Here is a 15,716-nt window from a genome sequence, read left to right on the forward strand (position 1 = left end):
CGTATGCCGGAACTGCCCGAGGTCGAAGCGCTCAAGGACTTCCTGGCCGAGCACCTGGTCGGCCACGAGATCGTGCGCGTCCTGCCCGTCGCCGTCAGCGTCCTGAAGACCTACGACCCCCCGCTGAGCGCCGTGGAGGGCCGGGAGGTCACGGCCGTGCGCCGGCACGGCAAGTTCCTCGACGTGGAGACGGCCGGCGGGCTGCACCTCGTCACGCACCTCGCCCGCGCGGGCTGGCTGCACTGGCGGGACCGCCTCCCGGACGGCCCGCCCCGCCCCGGCAAGGGCCCCCTCGCCCTCCGCGTCGCCCTGGAGACCGGGGAGGGCTTCGACCTGACCGAGGCCGGCACCCAGAAGCGTCTCGCCGTCCACCTCGTGCGGGACCCGCGGGACGTGGACGGCGTGGCCCGCCTCGGCCCCGACCCCCTCGCCCCCGACTTCGACGAGGACCGCTTCACCGCCCTCCTCGCGGGGGAACGGCGGCAGCTCAAGGGCGCCCTGCGCGACCAGTCCCTCCTCGCGGGCGTCGGCAACGCCTACAGCGACGAGATCCTGCACGCGGCGCGGATGTCCCCCTTCAAGCTCGCCGCCTCCCTCACCGCGCCGGAGACCCACACCCTCTACGAGGCCCTGCGCACCACGCTCACGGACGCGGTCGAACGCTCCCGCGGAGTGGCGGCCGGCCGGCTCAAGGCGGAGAAGAAGACCGGCCTGCGCGTCCACGGCCGCACCGGCGAACCCTGCCCGGTCTGCGGCGACACCGTCCGCGAGGTGTCCTTCAGCGACTCGTCGCTCCAGTACTGCCCGACCTGCCAGACGGGCGGCAAGCCGCTCGCGGACCGCAGGATGTCCAAGCTGCTCAAGTAGCCGCAGCAGCGCCCCAGCGTGCGAAGGTGCCGCGGCAGCGCCCTAGCGTGCGTCCAGCCGCACCAGCAGCTCCCCCAGTTCGGTGCGCACCTCGTACCGGGCGATCTCCTCGGGGTGCAGGGCGGCGCCGCCCCTCATCGTGCTGGGGCGGGCGTCGTGGTGCGGGGCGTTCCAACTGGTGACCGTCTGCTCGGACCCGTCGCGGCCGACGACGACCAGACGGCAGACGCGGGGGCCGGCGGCGTCCTTGACCTTCAGTTCGACCTGGCTGCCGTACACCTCGTTCTCGGTCGTCACCTGGGCCCACACGCCCGACTTCTCGTCGGTGGCGGTGACCCGGACCGCCTTCTCGCCGCCGGCCGCCACGAGGGCGGTCGCCGGGGCGGCGAGGGCGACCACCACCGACGCGGCCACGGCGTACAGCAGCCGCCTCCGGGCGGTCCGGTGCCGGGCCGCGACCTCGCCCAGGAGACGGTCCAGCAGCCGCGGTCCCGGTCCGGCGAAGGGGTGCACCGCGCGCGGGGTCGCCCGGCGGTACAGCATCAGCTGCCGGGTGGTCGCCCCGAACGCGGTGACCTCGGTCGTGCACCGAGGACATTCCATGAGGTGGTCCTCGAAACGGAAGGCCTCCGCCTCGTCCAGCACGCCCAGCGCGTACGCGCCGACGTCGCGATGCCTCTCCAGGGACCTCATGCCGAAACCTCGTGCCGTCGAGTGCCAGTGGGGTTACTCCTTGCTCCCACCGGTACGCACCCGGCCGGGGATCGACTCAGGCCCGTACCAAATCGTGACCCAGATGTTCGGAGCGGTCGGGCCCGCGGATTGGTCGGATGCGGAAGGGGATTTCAGAAGAGGTGGATCGCGAGGTGTCCGAGGGGCAGTCCGAGCCGCCACGCGGGCGTCCAGACCTTCGGTCCCTCGTCCTCGCCGGCGCCCTGCGCGCCCCCCGGCACCGCGTCGAGGTCGGGGGCGAGCAGCTCGGTCTCCTCCAGCCAGCGCCAGGCCGCCGACGCCAGCTCCAGATCGGGCGCGGGTCTGCCCGACTCGGCGGCCAGGGCGGCCAGCCGGGCCATGCGCTCCGCCACCCAGCCCTGCCACGGCTGGTCGTAGGCGGTCAGCGAGAGCCAGGTCTCCAGCTGGGTGACGACCCGGATGCCGGGGAGTTCGCCGTCGGTGTCGGAGAGGAAGATGGTCAGGGCCAGGGCGTCGCGCCCGGCACGGAACTCGAAGGACGTCGGCGGCATCAGATCGCCGGTCCGCAGCAGTTCGTCGGCGATGTACTCGGCGTACAACCAGGCCATGGGGACGGTCAGCTCACCGCCGTCGGTGCCGTCCGTGCTCTGATGACCTCTGTGCAGCATCCCTTCCTGCCTTCCTCCGGTGCGTGCGCGTCGCCCGGTGCCGGGACCCCTCATCCGGAACACGGATAAGGACACCCGATTACTCAACCTAGGTCGTCGGCAAGGCGCTTTACGGAGGCTTGACTCGATCGTGGGTTTCAGCCCAGGTCGGGCGCGTAACCCGGAAGCACCCGGCGCAGGGCGCGCAGCGCGTAGTACGCGCGGGACTTCACCGTACCCGGCGGAATTCCGAGGGTTTCGGCCGTCTCCGCCACACTCGCCCCCTGGAAATACACCAGCACCAGGACTTCACGGTGTTCCGGCGTGAGGGTCTTCACAGCCTCGCGCACGTCGAGGGTGGCGACCGCCCGTTCGGCGTGGTCGTCGCAGAGGGGCGCGTTCTCCAGCGCCGTGTCCCCGACCTCGGCCGGCCGGGCCTGCCGGGCGCGCCGTGCGTCGATCGCCAGCCGCCGGGCGACCGTGAGCAGCCAGGGCCGTACGGAGTCGAAGGCGTCGGCGCGCAGGGCCTCGGGATGCTGCCAGGCGCGCACCAGGGTCTCCTGGACGAGGTCCTCCGCGCGCTGGCGGTCGCCGTCGCACAGCCTCAGCAGCAGCGCGTAGAGCGGCCGTCCGTGCTCGCGCTGGAGCGCGGCGAGCTCGTGCTCGGCGGTCGTCGGCCTGGCGGGGAGGAGGGTCGCGGCGGTCATGCGCGTATGGCATCGCAGGGCGGCCGGGAGGGACAGGCCGCGCACACGGGTCTGCGACGGACGGTCGATCGCGTCGGCGAACGGTTCGACGAACGGTCCCGGCCGCCGCGCGGGCCGGTCCCGGCTACGCCGATCGCGCGCATCGCGGCCGGGCGGAGGGAGCGCCGGGGCCGCATGGCGCAGGTCATGAATTAGTAATGATACGTGGGTAAATATGACGAGCTGCATCAAGTGGGGTGATCCGGTGTTCGCGCGCAGACACCTGGTGGCCGCGGTCCTGACGGCCCTCCTCGCCTCGGCCGCCGCCTGCCGGGCCGACGGACGTGGACCGGCCGCCCGGCCCGGGGCCCCGGGCCCGTCCACCGGCCACGGCTTCACCCTCGTGGCCACCGGTGAGATCCTCCCGCACACCTCGGTCATCGACCGGGCGCGCTTCGACGCCCGCGGCAGCGGCCACGACTTCCGCCCCCTGCTCGACGGCGCCCGCGCCGACGTCCTGGGCGCGGACCTGGCCCTGTGCCACATGGAGACCGTCTACGGCGCCGACGGCGCGTACACCGCCCAGCCCCTCTTCAGGTCCCCGCCCGAGATCGCCGACGCCCTCGCCGCCACCGGCTACGACGGCTGCTCCACCGCCTCCGAGCACAGCCTCGACGACGGCGCCGCCGGCATCCGCCGCACCCTGGACGCCCTCGACGGCGCCGGCGTACGGCACGCGGGCACCGCCCGCACCGAGGCCGAGGCGGGCTCCGTCACCCTCCTGCGCGCGGGCCCCGCCACGGTCGCCCACCTCGCCTACACCCACGGCGCGGGAGGCGGACCGCTCCCCGCGGGGCAGCCCTGGGCCGTCGGCCGCATCGACGGGAACCGGGTCCTCGCCGACGCCAGGGCCGCCCGCCGGGCGGGCGCCGACGTGGTCGTCGTCTCCCTGCACTGGGGCACCGAGTGGCAGGAGGCACCGGACGCCGTCCAGCTCTCCCTCGCCAGGACCCTCACCGCCTCCCGCACGGACGGCCGCCCCGACATCGACCTCGTCCTCGGCACCCACGCCCACGTCCCGCAGCCGTACGAGAAGGTCAACGGCACCTGGGTGGTCTACGGCCTGGGGAACCAGGTCGCCGGCGCGATGGCGGACCGCCGGGGCCGGCCCGACCCGCGCGGCAACCGGTCCAGCCTCGCCCGGTTCACCTTCTCCCCGCCCGCCCGGCCCGGCGGCCGCTGGGAGGTGACACGGGCCGCGTTCGTCCCCTACGCGTTCGACGTCGACGCCGGCCGGGTGGTCAGCCTCGACCAGGCCGTCGCCCGGGGAGCCGACGTGCGGGGCCTGCGCGACCGCATCCGGGACGCCGTGCTCAGCCGGGGCGCGGCCGAGGACGGCCTGGTGACGGAGGGGTGATACAAGGTGATGCGGGGGTGATGCGGGGGTGGTAAAAGGTGATGCGGGGGCGCCGGGGCCGCGGCGTGTGCTGCCCGAGCCCGGGGGGCTACGGCACCACCGTCACCGGCCACCGTCCCGCCTTCACCAGCCGCACCGCCACCGACCCCACGATCCGGTGGCCCGCCTGCTCGGAGGCGCCCACCACCACCGCGTCCGCCTTCAGCTCGTCCGCCGCGCGCACCAGACCGTTGTAGGGGTCGCCGCGGAACGTGTGGAACTCCCAGCGCACGTCGAATATCCCCTTCAGCCGCTCGGCGGAGTCCCGGATCTGCGCGACGATGTCGTCGGCGATCTCGTCGGTCGTGTCCGCGACCGGCGCCCCGAGCACCGCGCCCGCCGCCATCACCGGCTGCACGTACACGACGGCCAGCAGCGCGCGCTGCCGCCGGGCCAGACCGGCGGCGTAGGCCGCGGCCCGCAGGGAGGAGTCCGAGCCGTCCACACCGGCGACGATGACCTTCGGACCGTCCGTGCCCCGTTCGAACGCGGAGGAGTGCTGTTCCGTCACGGCCCCGAGGTTATCGGAACGCCCGGGCCCGGCCGGGTCGCAGGGGGTGTCGGGCCCGGCACGCGCCACTGCGCCGGGCGGGTGGATTCGTGAGGCCGCCCCGGTGTCGGCGGGAGGCGCCCGGCGCCCGCCGGGCGACTGATGACTCATGCAGAAGGATCAGTTGTTCACGCGCCGCCGGATGCTGCTCGCCGGCTCCGCCGCCGTCGGTACGGCCGGTACGGCCGGGCTGCTGGCGTGGGGAACGGGCGGCGAACCGGAGCCGGTCCGCACCGCCGCCCCGGCCGCCGGCGCCCCGGCGCACCGCCTTCCGATGAACCCCTCCGCCTACCGTCTCCAGCCGCTCGCCGGACCGCTCCCGCCGGCCGCCGCGCTCCGCCGTCCGCCGGTGCGGCAGGTTCCGCTGCTGCGGATCACCGGCCGCGGCCGGACCATGGTGCTGACCTTCGACGACGGCCCCGACCCCCGCTACACACCCGGCATCCTCGACACCCTCGCCGAGTACGACGTGCGCGCCATGTTCTTCGTGTGCGGGGGGATGGCCGCCGCGTGCCCCCGTCTGCTGGAGCGGATGGCCGAGGCGGGGCACGTCGTCGGCAACCACACCTGGTCCCACCCCCTGCTCACCCGGCTCACCCGGCGTCAGATCCGCCGGGAGATGTCCCGTACCTGCGAGGTCGTCGAGGACGTCTGCGGCGAGCGTCCCCGCTGGTTCAGGGCCCCCTACGGCGCCTGGAACCGCTCGGCGTTCCAGCTCGGGGCCGAACTCGGCATGGAACCGCTGGCCTGGACGGTCGACTCCCTCGACTGGACCACCCCCGGCACCCGCACCATCGTCGACCGGGTGGAGGACGGCGCCGGTCCCGGCGTCGTGGTGCTCTCGCACGACGCCGGGGGCGACCGCAGCCAGAGCGTGCGGGCCCTGCGCACCTATCTGCCGCAGCTGCTGGACGCCGGCTACCACGTCTCCGTGCCGTACCTGTCCCCCGACTGACGGGTGACGACGGGTCGGGGGCGGGGTGCCGCGCGGGCCGTTCGCCCGCCCGGCCGGGGCGCGTCAGCGGACCTCGGCCAGGCGGGCGAAGACGACCACGTTCGCCTCGTACCCGTTCACCTTGGAGAAACCACCGCCGCAGGTGATCACCCGCAGCTCGGCGGCGCCCTTGGAGGCGTAGACACGGTCACCGGGGAAGCCGCTCTTCGCGAACACCTCGACTCCGTAGATCTCGAAGACGGCCGTCTTCCCGTCCTGACGCACCACCTCGACGTGATGTCCCTTCTTCAGGGCCCCGAGGCCGTAGAAGACGGCGGGGCCCTGGAGGTTGTCGACGTGGCCGACGACGACCGCGGTCCCCTTCTCGCCGGGCGTGACCGCGCCGGTGAACCAGCCCGCCAGGTTCGGGTCCTCCGGCGGGGGCGCGCCGACCCAGCCGTCGGTGTCCAGACCGACCGCCATGACCGGGGCGTCCACCTGGATGGCGGAGATCCGGATCCGGGCGGGCACGCTGTGCGACAGCGGGGCCGGGGCCCCGCCGACGGCGCCCTCGGCGGTGCGGCCGTCCGCGGCCGCCGCCGACGCGGGCTGCGGCGGACCGATGTCGAACTCCCCCGAACCATTCCGGATGAGCGCGAGACCGGTCAGCAGAACAAGCGCTATCACTCCCCAGGGGGCGCGCTTCCTCGGCCGCACCTCCTCTTCTTCCGCCATCCCGGATAGCCCGTACCCAGCCATTCGCCTTCCCCTTTCGACGCGGCCGTCGCCACGTCCCTCCGCGCATACGAGAACGCTAAGTGCCGGAGCGGGAACCGGCGACGGGGCGGCACCGAACGGGTGGCCCCCGCGCCGGTGCGTGCGCCATCCGAGTCGCAGCCGACGAGAAATTTCCGACAGTCCGTGACCTGCGGCGATATCGATCACACGGTTTTCGCCCGGCGTGTCCCCTCACCAGGACGGACCATTCCCGACATGCGGGCGCGTGCGGAGCAACTGAGGGTCGTGTCGGGAGGCGTTCGCTCGCCGACATGCCGGGGACGGTCCCCGGGGCGCCTTCCGCGGAGGATCACATGAGAAACACACGCGCCCTCGCGGCCGCGGCCACCGCGGTCGCCGTCCTCGGGCTGGCCGCCCCTGTGGCCGTCGCGGACGGCATCCCCAGTCCGGGCAGCCAGAACAACGACACGGGCTTGGCCGGCGTGAACGGCAACGACGGCGGCCGCCCGGGCAACAACAACGGGGGCGGCCGCCCGGGCAACGACTTCAACGGGAACGGGAACGGGAACGGGAACGGCAACAACTTCGGAGGGAACGGCAACGGCAACGGGGGGAACGGGGTGGGAGGGAACGGTAACGGGGGGAACGGGGGCGGGAACAACTTCGGCGGGAACGGGAACAACTTCGGCGGGAACGGGAACGGGAACGGAAACGGCAACAACTTCGGAGGGAACGGGAACAACAACTTCGGCGGCAACGGCAACGGCAATGGCGGTAACGGGAACGACAACAACAACTTCGGCGGTAATGGCGGGAACGGGAACGGCAACAACTTCGGCGGCAACGGGAACGGAAACGGCAACAACAACTTCGGCGGGAACGGGAACGGGAACGGAAACGGGAACAACGGCAACAACGGAAACGGGAACAACGGCAACAACGGCAACAACGGGCGGGGAAACAACGGGAACAACGGGAACAACGGGCGCGGAAACAACGGCAACAACGGGGGCCACGGCGGGAACGTCGGCAACGTCGGCGGCAACAACGGCAACAACCACTTCGGCCTGTCCCCGAGCAACATCGTCGCGCTGCCCAACGTCGTGGCCCCGGGCGGCCAGCTGACCGTCACGGTCGACGGCTGCCGCAGCGGCGGCACCATGAGCTCGGACGCCTTCCGCAGTGCCAACCTGTCCCCGGTCAACAACGCCGGCGGGACGGCGCGGGGCACCACCACGGTGAACAGCAACGCGAGCCCGGGCTCGCACAGCATCACCGTCAACTGCAACGGCCGCACCCTGACGAACCCGGCCGCCTTCACCGTCATCGGCGGCGTCCGCGGCGGCCTCGGCGGCAGCAGCTCCAGCGGCGCCACCCCCGCCGACATCGCCATCGGCGGCGGGCTCGTCGCCGCGGCCGTCGCCGGCGGCGGAGTCTTCTGGATGCGCCGCCGCGCCGAACGCCGCTCCTAGCGGCATTGTCATGAACGCCCCGTGGGCCGCGCGGCACAGGCCGTCGCCCCGGTCCCTCCAGGGATCCGGGGCGACGGCCTGCCATGCCGCCGGCGTCGGACGCCGGCCCGAGGGGGACCGTCAGTCCCCGGCGCCCGGGAAGAGGGCCAGGAAGGGTTCGGTGGTCGCGGTGATGCCCCGGCTGTAGGGCGCGTCGAAGTCCCAGATCAGGAAGAGGAGGAAGGCGATCAGCGCCGAGAAGAGCCCCGCCAGGATCAGCTCGCGCGTGGTGCGCCGGATCTGGAGCGCGAAGACCATGCCGATGGTGATGACGGCCCCGATGACCAGACCGAACCACACCACACCGGGCATCGTGGGATCCATCGAGCCCGCCCGGGCGTTGCGCGCCTGGTCCGCGACGGCCATCTGGTCCAGCAGGGGCTGGTAGGCCTGCGCCTCGAAGTCGGACTTCGGCTGGTAGTCGGTGAGGTCCGCGCGCAGACGCCCGAGGAGTTCGTCGCCGCGCCGGGTCACCTCCCCTTTGTCGGCCATCACCTTCCACTCGGTGGTGACGACGTGTCCGACATAGGCGTTGACATCCTCCCGAACGCGGTCACGGACGTCGGCCGGGTACACCCGCACCCGCTCCGAGATCTCGTGCAGCGCCTGGGCCTCCGTCTGCACGTGGTCCTGCGCGATGCCACGGGCCTCCCAGACCCCGGCGATGGCCAGGCCCAGGACGATGGCGTACACCACGCCGATCCACATCGTCATGTACTCGATGACGTCAGGGGTCTCCGAGGGGTCCTCGTCCTCCGACGCCGTGCGGTGCCGCACGAGGGTGATGACGACCACCACCGCGCAGGCGGCGAGCATCGCGAGGGTGAGAACAAGCCATTCCGGCAAGAGATGCCTCCAGGGTCGGCGTTAACGCGGCCGCAGCGCGGCGACGGCGACCACCGCGGGCGCGGTGATGAGCAGGACGTAGGTGACCGGCGAGGGGCCGTGGCGGGTGGGCCGCCGGTGCGGTGACGTGTGGTACGCCGGGTAGTGCACGGGAGTCACCGAGGGGCGCGGTGTGGGCTTCGGTGTCGGTGTCGGTGTCGGTGTCGGTGTCGGCTGCGGGGGCGGAGTGGGTGCCGGGGGCGGGGCGGGGGCCGGTGGCACGACGGCCGGGGCCGGCCGCGGCGGTGCGGGAGCGGCGGGACGGGCCGGCCGAGGGGACGGCGAGGGCTTCGCGGGCGGCTTCGGCTTCGGGCTCGGCTTCGGGCTGGGCGGCGGGCTCGGCTTCGGGGGAGGCGTCGGTTCCGGTGGAGGCGTCGGCTCGGGCGGAGGCGGAGGGGTCGGCTTCGGCGGGGGCTTCGGCTTGGGCGGGGTGGGTGTCGGGGTGGGCGTCGGAGTCGGTACCGGGCACACCGGCGACGTCGGCCACGGGGGCTTCCCCGCGACCGCGACCGCCTCGGTGCCGTCCGGGCCCGTCGAGGCGTACGCGCAGGCGTCGGCCATGGCCGTACCGGCCGGCGCGGCCACCAGGAACCAGGCCGCGGTCGTCAGGGCCAACGCCCGGGCGACGAGGGCGGATCGGGTCGTTTCGGGTCCATGCACGACGGAGATCATGGGGCCGGTCGCCCGCGTGCACGCCCGCGCGCGGACATGATTGCCCCGAACGGGTGACACCCGCTCCCCGGTGGTCCGGCCGGAGCGCGCTCGCGCGTCCGGCCCGCCGTACGTGTGTGCGAGTGCATCCGGGAGTGAACGGGCCCGGTCACGGACGGCGGAAAGAATTTCGCGCCACGGTTGAACACAACGACCGCCGATATGCGTACCCATGGCCGTGCGGCGGCGCAGCAGGGCGCTGCAACACCCTTGTGATGATCGGGGAGTTGTTGACGATGAAGACCTCCTGGCGGAGCGCCGCACTCGTGGCGAGCGCCGTGTCCGTTCTGGCGCTGACGACGGCGTGCGGTCAGGAAAGCGGATCGTCGAACGCGAGCCAGAACGTGGGGGCCACCGCTCAGGCCGGCACCATCGCGGGCGTGGGCAGCGGCTACGGCGGGGTCGGCGCCGGCACGAGCCCCAGCGCCTCGGCGGCCACGGGCGGCACCGGGGCGGCCGCCGGGACGGGCACCGCGGGCGAGCTGTCCGTCTCCGCCAACGCCGAACTCGGCAAGGTGCTCATCGACGCCGACGGCATGACCCTGTACCGCTTCGACGCGGACACCGCGGAACCGCCCAAGTCCAACTGCGACGGCGACTGCGCCACGACCTGGCCGCCCGTGCCCGCCGACGACGCCACGGCGGGCGACGGCATCGACAAGTCGCTGCTCGGCGAGGTCACCCGGTCCGACGGCACCAAGCAGCTCACCGTCGACGGCTGGCCGGTCTACCGCTATGCCAAGGACACCAACGCCGGGGACACCAACGGCCAGGGCGTGGGCGGCAAGTGGTTCGCCCTGGCCCCCGACGGCAAGAAGGCCAAGGTGTCCGACCTGCCCGGGCTGTCCGTCCGCGAGGACCCCAACCTCGGCGAGATCGTCGTCGACAAGAACGGCATGACGGTCTACCGCTTCGTGAAGGACCAGGCGTGGCCCGAACCGGTGACCGAGTGCCTGGGCACCTGCCTGGAGAAGTGGCCGGCCGTCGCCCCGGTCGCCACCGACGACACCGAAGGCGTCCAGAAGAAGGGCCTGATGAGCTTCACCCGGCCCGACGGCATCAAGCAGATGACGGTCAACTGCTCACCGATCTACACCTTCTCCGGTGACAAGGCCCCCGGGGACATCAACGGCCAGGGGGTCGGCGGCACGTGGTACGCCGTGACCCCCGACGGCGAGCTGGTCGGCGCGCCGGAGCAGTAGGGACCGCCTCCCCAGGGCCGGTCCCCGCACCCTGTCCCGGCACGTCCGACCCCCGGTCCGCCCCCTCCGCGCCGCACGGAGGGGGCGGGCCGCTGTGCTGTCGGCGCCGTCTTCGGTCGGGTACTTTGCGTGGGTCCCTGCGGGGGAGGGCGACGCGGCACGTGCCGCAGGCAGTGACCGGGAACGGACGGTCAATTTCCGTTTCTGCTCGCCCGTTTGGCGGGCGATCAGTAGCCTCTGGTCGAACACCGGATCGCCTACGCCTTGGAGAGACAGATGGAGCGACCCGCCTGGGCTCCACGGAGCATCGACGTCTCCGTACCCAGTGTCTCGCGGATCTACGACTACTACCTGGGCGGTTCGCACAACTTCGAGGTCGACCGGGAAGCGGCCCGCCGGGCCATGGAGTTCCTGCCGGGACTCCCCAAGATCATGCAGGCGAACCGGGCGTTCATGCGCCGCGCGGTGCGGTACGCGGCGGGCGAGGGCATCACCCAGTTCCTCGACATCGGGTCGGGCATCCCCACCTTCGGCAACGCCCACGAGGTGGCCCAGGAGGCCAGCCCCGGTGCCCGGGTCGTCTACGTCGACCACGACCCGGTCGCCGTCGCCCACAGCCAGGCGGTGCTGGAGGGCAACGAGGACGCGGACGTCGTCGCCGCCGACCTGCGCAAGCCGCGGGAGATCCTGACCAGCCCCCAGGTGGAGCACCTGCTCGACCTGAACCGGCCGGTGGCCCTGCTGCTCGTTGCCATACTGCACTTCGTGGAGGACGAGGACGACCCGTACGCGGCGGTGGCCGAGCTGACCGACGCGCTCGCGCCCGGCAGCCTGCTCGTCCTCACGCACGCCTCGTACGAGGGCATACCGTTGCCGCCCGAGCGGGCCGGCGGCGCGGTGGACGTGTACCAGGACATTCGCAACCCGCTGATCATGCGCTCGCGCGACGACATCGCGCGGTTCTTCGAGGGGTACGAGATGGTGGAACCGGGACTGGTGCCGATGCCGCGCTGGCGGCCGGAGACAGCGCCGGAGGACGAGGATCCGTACGCCTTCTCCGGATTCGCGGGCGTGGGGCGTACTTCGTGATCGCCGAGCCGGACGGGCCGGAGGACAGACTGCGGCGGTTCGCGACGATCTGGAGCCGGGCCGTGTACCCGGTGACCTCGACGTCGCTGACCCGGCCGGAGTTCGAGGAGCGACTGCTGCCGCTGGCCCGGCGGTTGAGCGAGGCACTGCGCGCCAGGACGTTCGAGGCCGAGACCGCGAAGGCGATCGGCGCCGCGCTGGTCGACGCGCACTGCACCGACCCGGACGCACTCGGCCACAGCCTGGACTGCGTCGACGCCTACCTGGTGCTGTACTGCGGCGGGGACGGCCCCCAGGAGGACCTGCGCACGCGCTGCTCGCGGCTCCAGCACGCCATGGCCACCGGGTTCGCGCAGGCACTGCGGCAGCGCACCCTGGCCGAGCAGGAGGCCATCGCCCAGGCGGCGCTCCAGGCGCAGGGGGTGGTCGCGCAGGCGCTGCACGCCAGCGAGGCCCGCTTCCGCGCCGTCTTCGAGGGCGCCGCCATAGGGATCGGCATCGCCGACCTGGACGGCAACGTCCTCCAGGTCAACGGGGCGATGCTGCGCATGTTCGGCGGCGGCGAGCAGTCGCTGCGCGGCCGCAACGTCCGCGCGTGGACGCACGCCGAGGACGCGCCCCAGGTCTGGCGGCTCTACGAGGAACTGGTGCGCGGCGAACGCGAGCACTACCACGTGGAGAAGGCGTTCTACCGCCCCGACGGAACGGTCCTGTGGACCAACCTGACGGTCTCCCTGCTGCGCGACGCGGACGGCGACCCCCAGTACCAGCTGGCGCTCATGGAGGACACCACCGAGCGCCGCCTGCTCAACCTGCGGCTGCGCTACGAGGCCACCCACGACGCGCTCACCGGCCTGCCCAACCGCACCCTGTTCTTCGAACGCCTGGAGAAGGCGCTGGCCGCCGGCGAGGGCCAGCGCTTCGGTCTGTGCTACCTGGACCTGGACGGTTTCAAGACCATCAACGACAGCCTCGGCCACGCGGCCGGCGACCGGCTGCTCGTCGAGGTCGCCGACCGGCTCCAGTCCTGCGCGACCGCGCCGGGCGAGATGGTCGCCCGGCTCGGCGGCGACGAGTTCGTGGCGCTGACCACCGGCCCCGACACCCGCCGCGAGGTCGACGAGCTCGCCGCGCGCATCATGAACGCCCTGGTGGCGCCCGTGCGCATCGACGGCCGGGAGCTGACCGTGCGCGGCAGCATCGGCATCGTGGAGGGCCCGGCGGGGGAGCGCAGCCCCGCCGAGGTGCTGCGCAGCGCCGACATCACCATGTACCGGGCCAAGTCGGCGGGCGGCAACCGCTTCGAGCTCGCCGACCCCGAGGCCGACGCCCGCGCGATCACCCGGCACGGTCTGACCACCTCCCTCCCGGTCGCCCTGGAGCGGGGCGAGTTCTTCATCGAGTACCAGCCCCTGGTCCACCTCGGGGACAGCAGCGTGCGCGGCGCGGAGGCCCTGGTGCGCTGGCTGCACCCGCAGCACGGCGTGCTCGGCCCCGACCGGTTCATCCCGCTCGCCGAGCACACCGGGCTGATCGTGCCGCTGGGCCGCTGGGTCCTGGAGCAGTCGGTGCGCCAGGCCCGTGCGTGGCGAGAACGCAGTGGGGACACGAGCCCCCTGCGCATCAACGTCAACCTCTCCCCGTGCCAGCTCACCCACCCCGGACTGGTGCAGGACACCGTCGACATCCTGGAGCGCGCGGGCGTCGAGCCCGAGGCCCTGTGCCTGGAGGTCACCGAGTCCGCCCTGATCGGCGCCGACGACGACCTGCTCAAGCCGCTGCGCCGGCTCGCCGAGATGGGCGTCGACATCGCCCTGGACGACTTCGGCACCGGCTACTCCAACCTCGCCAACCTGCGCCGGCTGCCGGTGAGCGTGCTCAAGCTGGACCGGTCCTTCACCCAGAGCATGCAGCAGTTCCCGGCCGACCCCGTCGACCTCAAGATCGTCGAGGGGATCGTCTCCCTGGCGCACAGCCTGGACCTCGCGGTGACCGTCGAGGGCGTGGAGACCGGAGCCCAGGCCGAACAGCTGCGGATACTGGGCTGCGACACCGCCCAGGGCTGGTACTACGCCCGCCCCGGCCCGCCCGAGCGCCTGCACGATCTGGCCCTGGTGGACGCCACGGGGTGAGGCCGGGGCCCCGGAGCCGCCGGGCCCCTCCTCGACGCCGCCGCCCGACGTGCGTCGTCGCCGGGCCTCCGGCCGGCGTGGTGCCGATATGACGGCTGTGGGCCGGACACCGTGGCGCGCCCCGGCCCCCGCCGGCCCGGCCGCCGGGATCCACGCGCCGCTCACCGCCGAGCGACACCCGGCCCGCAGGACTCCGCCGAGGACCTCGGCCGCGCCCGGTGCACGGCGTACGACGCCCGCCCGGCCGCATCGGCCGAGCGGGCCGCACCGGCCGCGCGGGCGCGCCCCCGCGCACCGGTGCCCGACCGGACGCCGGCGTCACCGCCTCCGCCGTACCGCGCGGGTCATCGCTCGCTCACCGCCGAGCGGCACCCGGTCCCTGCCCCGGAGGCTCCGCCGAGGACCTCGGCCGCACCCGGGGCGCAGGGTACGACGCCCGCCCGCCCGGCCGCACCGGTCGCCCGCCCGCCCGGCCGCACCGGTCGCCCGGCCGCACCGGTCGCCCGGCCGCACCGGTCGCCCGGCCGCGCGGGCCGCACCGGCCGCAGCGGCCGAGCGGGTGCACCGACCGCCCGGCCGCGCCCCCCCCCGCGCACCGACCGCCCCCCGCACCGATGCCCGACCGAACGCCGGCGTCACCGCCCCCCGTACCGCGCGGGTCACCGCTCCAGCAGCATCCGCTGGAGTTCCCGGGCCGCTCGCGGCGGGGCCACGTCGCTGCGGTGGGCCAGTGCGATCGTCCGGTTCAGTCCGGGGCGGGCCAGCGGGGTCACGCGCAGTCCGCGCCCCGACCGGGCCGCCACCATGCGCGGGACGACCGCCACGCCCAGTCCCGCCCGCACGAAGCCCAGCACCGCGTCCATCTCCCCGCCCTCCACCGCGAAGTCCGGCTCGAAGCCCTCCGCGCGGCAGGCGGCGACGGTCAGCTCGCGCAGGTCGTAGCCGTGGCGGAACATCACCAGGCGTTCGCCCTCCAGGTCGGCCACGCGGACCGTGCGCCGGCCGTCGCCCGGCCGTGGTGCCTCCGGGGAGGAGACGACCACGAGATCCTCGCGCAGCAGCTCCACCGTCGTCAGGGCGGGGGAGGGCGTCGGCAGGGGCAGGACGACCAGGGCGAGATCCAGGGCGCCGCGGGCCAGCCCGCGGACCAGGTCGTGCGAGCCGCCCTCCTCGATCAGCAGGCGGATGCCCGGGTAGCGGTCGTGGAAGGCGCGCAGCACGTCCGGCAGCAGGCCCGTGCACAGACTCGGGGTCGCACCGAGCCGTACCCGGCCGCCGCGCAGCTGCACCAGTTCCTGCACCTCGTACCGGGCCGTCTCCGCGTCCGCCAGGATCCGCCGGGCCAGCGGCAGCAGCGCCTCGCCCGCGTCGGTGAGGGTGATGTTGCCGCGCGCCCGCAGGAACAGATCGGCTCCCAACTCCCGCTCCAGCGCCTTGATCTGCTGCGACAGCGAGGGCTGCGCGACGTGCACGAGGTCGGCGGCCCGGGTGAAGTGCCGGGTCTCGGCCACCGCCACGAAGTACTGGAGCTGCTGGAACTGCATCCCGCCAGCATACGGCGTCGATAGGCATCGACTATGGAAACGAGGTGGACCATGTCTTGGACCGATGGGGT

Annotated in this window: 15 protein-coding genes and 1 pseudogene; 8 read left to right on the forward strand and 8 right to left on the reverse strand. The window is 73.4% G+C overall.

Annotated features, from left to right (window positions below; genetic code table 11):
* The first annotated feature begins 3 nt into the window (after positions 1-3).
* Positions 4-867: an Fpg/Nei family DNA glycosylase gene (locus ACFYWQ_RS18070; RefSeq protein WP_389517629.1), complete on the forward strand. Its 864-nt coding sequence runs from the start codon at positions 4-6 to the stop codon at positions 865-867.
* 42 nt (positions 868-909) lie between these two features.
* Here ACFYWQ_RS18070 and ACFYWQ_RS18075 read toward each other — a convergent pair whose 3' ends face one another.
* The 3 genes from ACFYWQ_RS18075 to ACFYWQ_RS18085 form a co-directional block, all read right to left on the reverse strand.
* Complete coding sequence (locus ACFYWQ_RS18075) at positions 910-1,560, reverse strand: zf-HC2 domain-containing protein (protein WP_389517631.1); 651 nt, start codon at positions 1,558-1,560, stop codon at positions 910-912.
* A 152-nt stretch (positions 1,561-1,712) separates the two neighbouring features.
* Positions 1,713-2,228 carry a hypothetical protein gene (locus ACFYWQ_RS18080; protein ID WP_389517633.1) on the reverse strand — a complete coding sequence of 172 codons (516 nt, stop codon included), beginning with the start codon at positions 2,226-2,228 and terminating at the stop codon, positions 1,713-1,715.
* 137 nt (positions 2,229-2,365) lie between these two features.
* The gene (locus ACFYWQ_RS18085) at positions 2,366-2,914 is read right to left on the reverse strand and encodes a sigma-70 family RNA polymerase sigma factor (RefSeq protein ID WP_389517635.1); all 549 of its coding nucleotides are present in this window, start codon (positions 2,912-2,914) and stop codon (positions 2,366-2,368) included.
* 244 nt (positions 2,915-3,158) lie between these two features.
* On the opposite strand from ACFYWQ_RS18085, the gene ACFYWQ_RS18090 reads away from it, so the two are divergent.
* Positions 3,159-4,310 (forward strand): CapA family protein, encoded by a 1,152-nt coding sequence (locus ACFYWQ_RS18090; RefSeq protein WP_389518316.1) that lies wholly within the window; start codon positions 3,159-3,161, stop codon positions 4,308-4,310.
* An 88-nt stretch (positions 4,311-4,398) separates the two neighbouring features.
* Here ACFYWQ_RS18090 and ACFYWQ_RS18095 read toward each other — a convergent pair whose 3' ends face one another.
* Complete coding sequence (locus tag ACFYWQ_RS18095; RefSeq protein WP_389517637.1) at positions 4,399-4,860, reverse strand: universal stress protein; 462 nt, start codon at positions 4,858-4,860, stop codon at positions 4,399-4,401.
* Between the two features lie 148 nt (positions 4,861-5,008).
* Between ACFYWQ_RS18095 and ACFYWQ_RS18100 the strand changes: the two genes are divergently transcribed.
* On the forward strand, positions 5,009-5,854 hold the full coding sequence (locus ACFYWQ_RS18100) for a polysaccharide deacetylase family protein (RefSeq protein WP_389517639.1): 846 nt from the start codon (positions 5,009-5,011) through the stop codon (positions 5,852-5,854).
* Positions 5,855-5,917: 63 nt separating this feature from the next.
* Here the strand turns inward: ACFYWQ_RS18100 and ACFYWQ_RS18105 are convergent, their stop codons facing one another.
* Positions 5,918-6,592: a class F sortase gene (locus ACFYWQ_RS18105; protein WP_389517640.1), complete on the reverse strand. Its 675-nt coding sequence runs from the start codon at positions 6,590-6,592 to the stop codon at positions 5,918-5,920.
* Between the two features lie 1,049 nt (positions 6,593-7,641).
* Between ACFYWQ_RS18105 and ACFYWQ_RS18110 the strand changes: the two are divergent.
* Positions 7,642-8,043: pseudogene (locus ACFYWQ_RS18110) on the forward strand (hypothetical protein); the annotation flags it as partial.
* Between the two features lie 120 nt (positions 8,044-8,163).
* On the opposite strand, the gene ACFYWQ_RS18115 reads toward ACFYWQ_RS18110, so the two are convergent.
* Complete coding sequence (locus tag ACFYWQ_RS18115; RefSeq protein ID WP_389517642.1) at positions 8,164-8,928, reverse strand: hypothetical protein; 765 nt, start codon at positions 8,926-8,928, stop codon at positions 8,164-8,166.
* A 21-nt stretch (positions 8,929-8,949) separates the two neighbouring features.
* Positions 8,950-9,078: a hypothetical protein gene (locus ACFYWQ_RS18120; protein ID WP_389517644.1), complete on the reverse strand. Its 129-nt coding sequence runs from the start codon at positions 9,076-9,078 to the stop codon at positions 8,950-8,952.
* Positions 9,079-9,100: 22 nt separating this feature from the next.
* On the opposite strand from ACFYWQ_RS18120, the gene ACFYWQ_RS18125 reads away from it, so the two are divergent.
* The 4 genes from ACFYWQ_RS18125 (at position 9,101) to ACFYWQ_RS18140 (ending at position 14,101) form a co-directional block, all read left to right on the forward strand.
* Positions 9,101-9,679 (forward strand): hypothetical protein, encoded by a 579-nt coding sequence (locus ACFYWQ_RS18125; protein ID WP_389517646.1) that lies wholly within the window; start codon positions 9,101-9,103, stop codon positions 9,677-9,679.
* 235 nt (positions 9,680-9,914) lie between these two features.
* Entirely contained in the window at positions 9,915-10,880 is a 966-nt protein-coding gene (locus ACFYWQ_RS18130; RefSeq protein WP_389517648.1) for an SCO0930 family lipoprotein, read from the forward strand.
* A 276-nt stretch (positions 10,881-11,156) separates the two neighbouring features.
* Positions 11,157-11,969, forward strand: coding sequence for an SAM-dependent methyltransferase (locus tag ACFYWQ_RS18135; protein WP_389517650.1), 813 nt, complete (start codon positions 11,157-11,159; stop codon positions 11,967-11,969).
* Positions 11,966-14,101: a putative bifunctional diguanylate cyclase/phosphodiesterase gene (locus ACFYWQ_RS18140; RefSeq protein ID WP_389517652.1), complete on the forward strand. Its 2,136-nt coding sequence runs from the start codon at positions 11,966-11,968 to the stop codon at positions 14,099-14,101. Before ACFYWQ_RS18135 ends, ACFYWQ_RS18140 begins: the two co-directional genes overlap by 4 nt.
* A gap of 659 nt (positions 14,102-14,760) precedes the next feature.
* Here the strand turns inward: ACFYWQ_RS18140 and ACFYWQ_RS18145 are convergent.
* Positions 14,761-15,645 (reverse strand): LysR family transcriptional regulator, encoded by an 885-nt coding sequence (locus tag ACFYWQ_RS18145; protein WP_389517654.1) that lies wholly within the window; start codon positions 15,643-15,645, stop codon positions 14,761-14,763.
* Positions 15,646-15,716: the final 71 nt, after the last annotated feature.

Origin of the sequence: Streptomyces sp. NPDC003247 (assembly GCF_042888135.1) — a bacterium.
Lineage (GTDB): Bacteria > Actinomycetota > Actinomycetes > Streptomycetales > Streptomycetaceae > Streptomyces.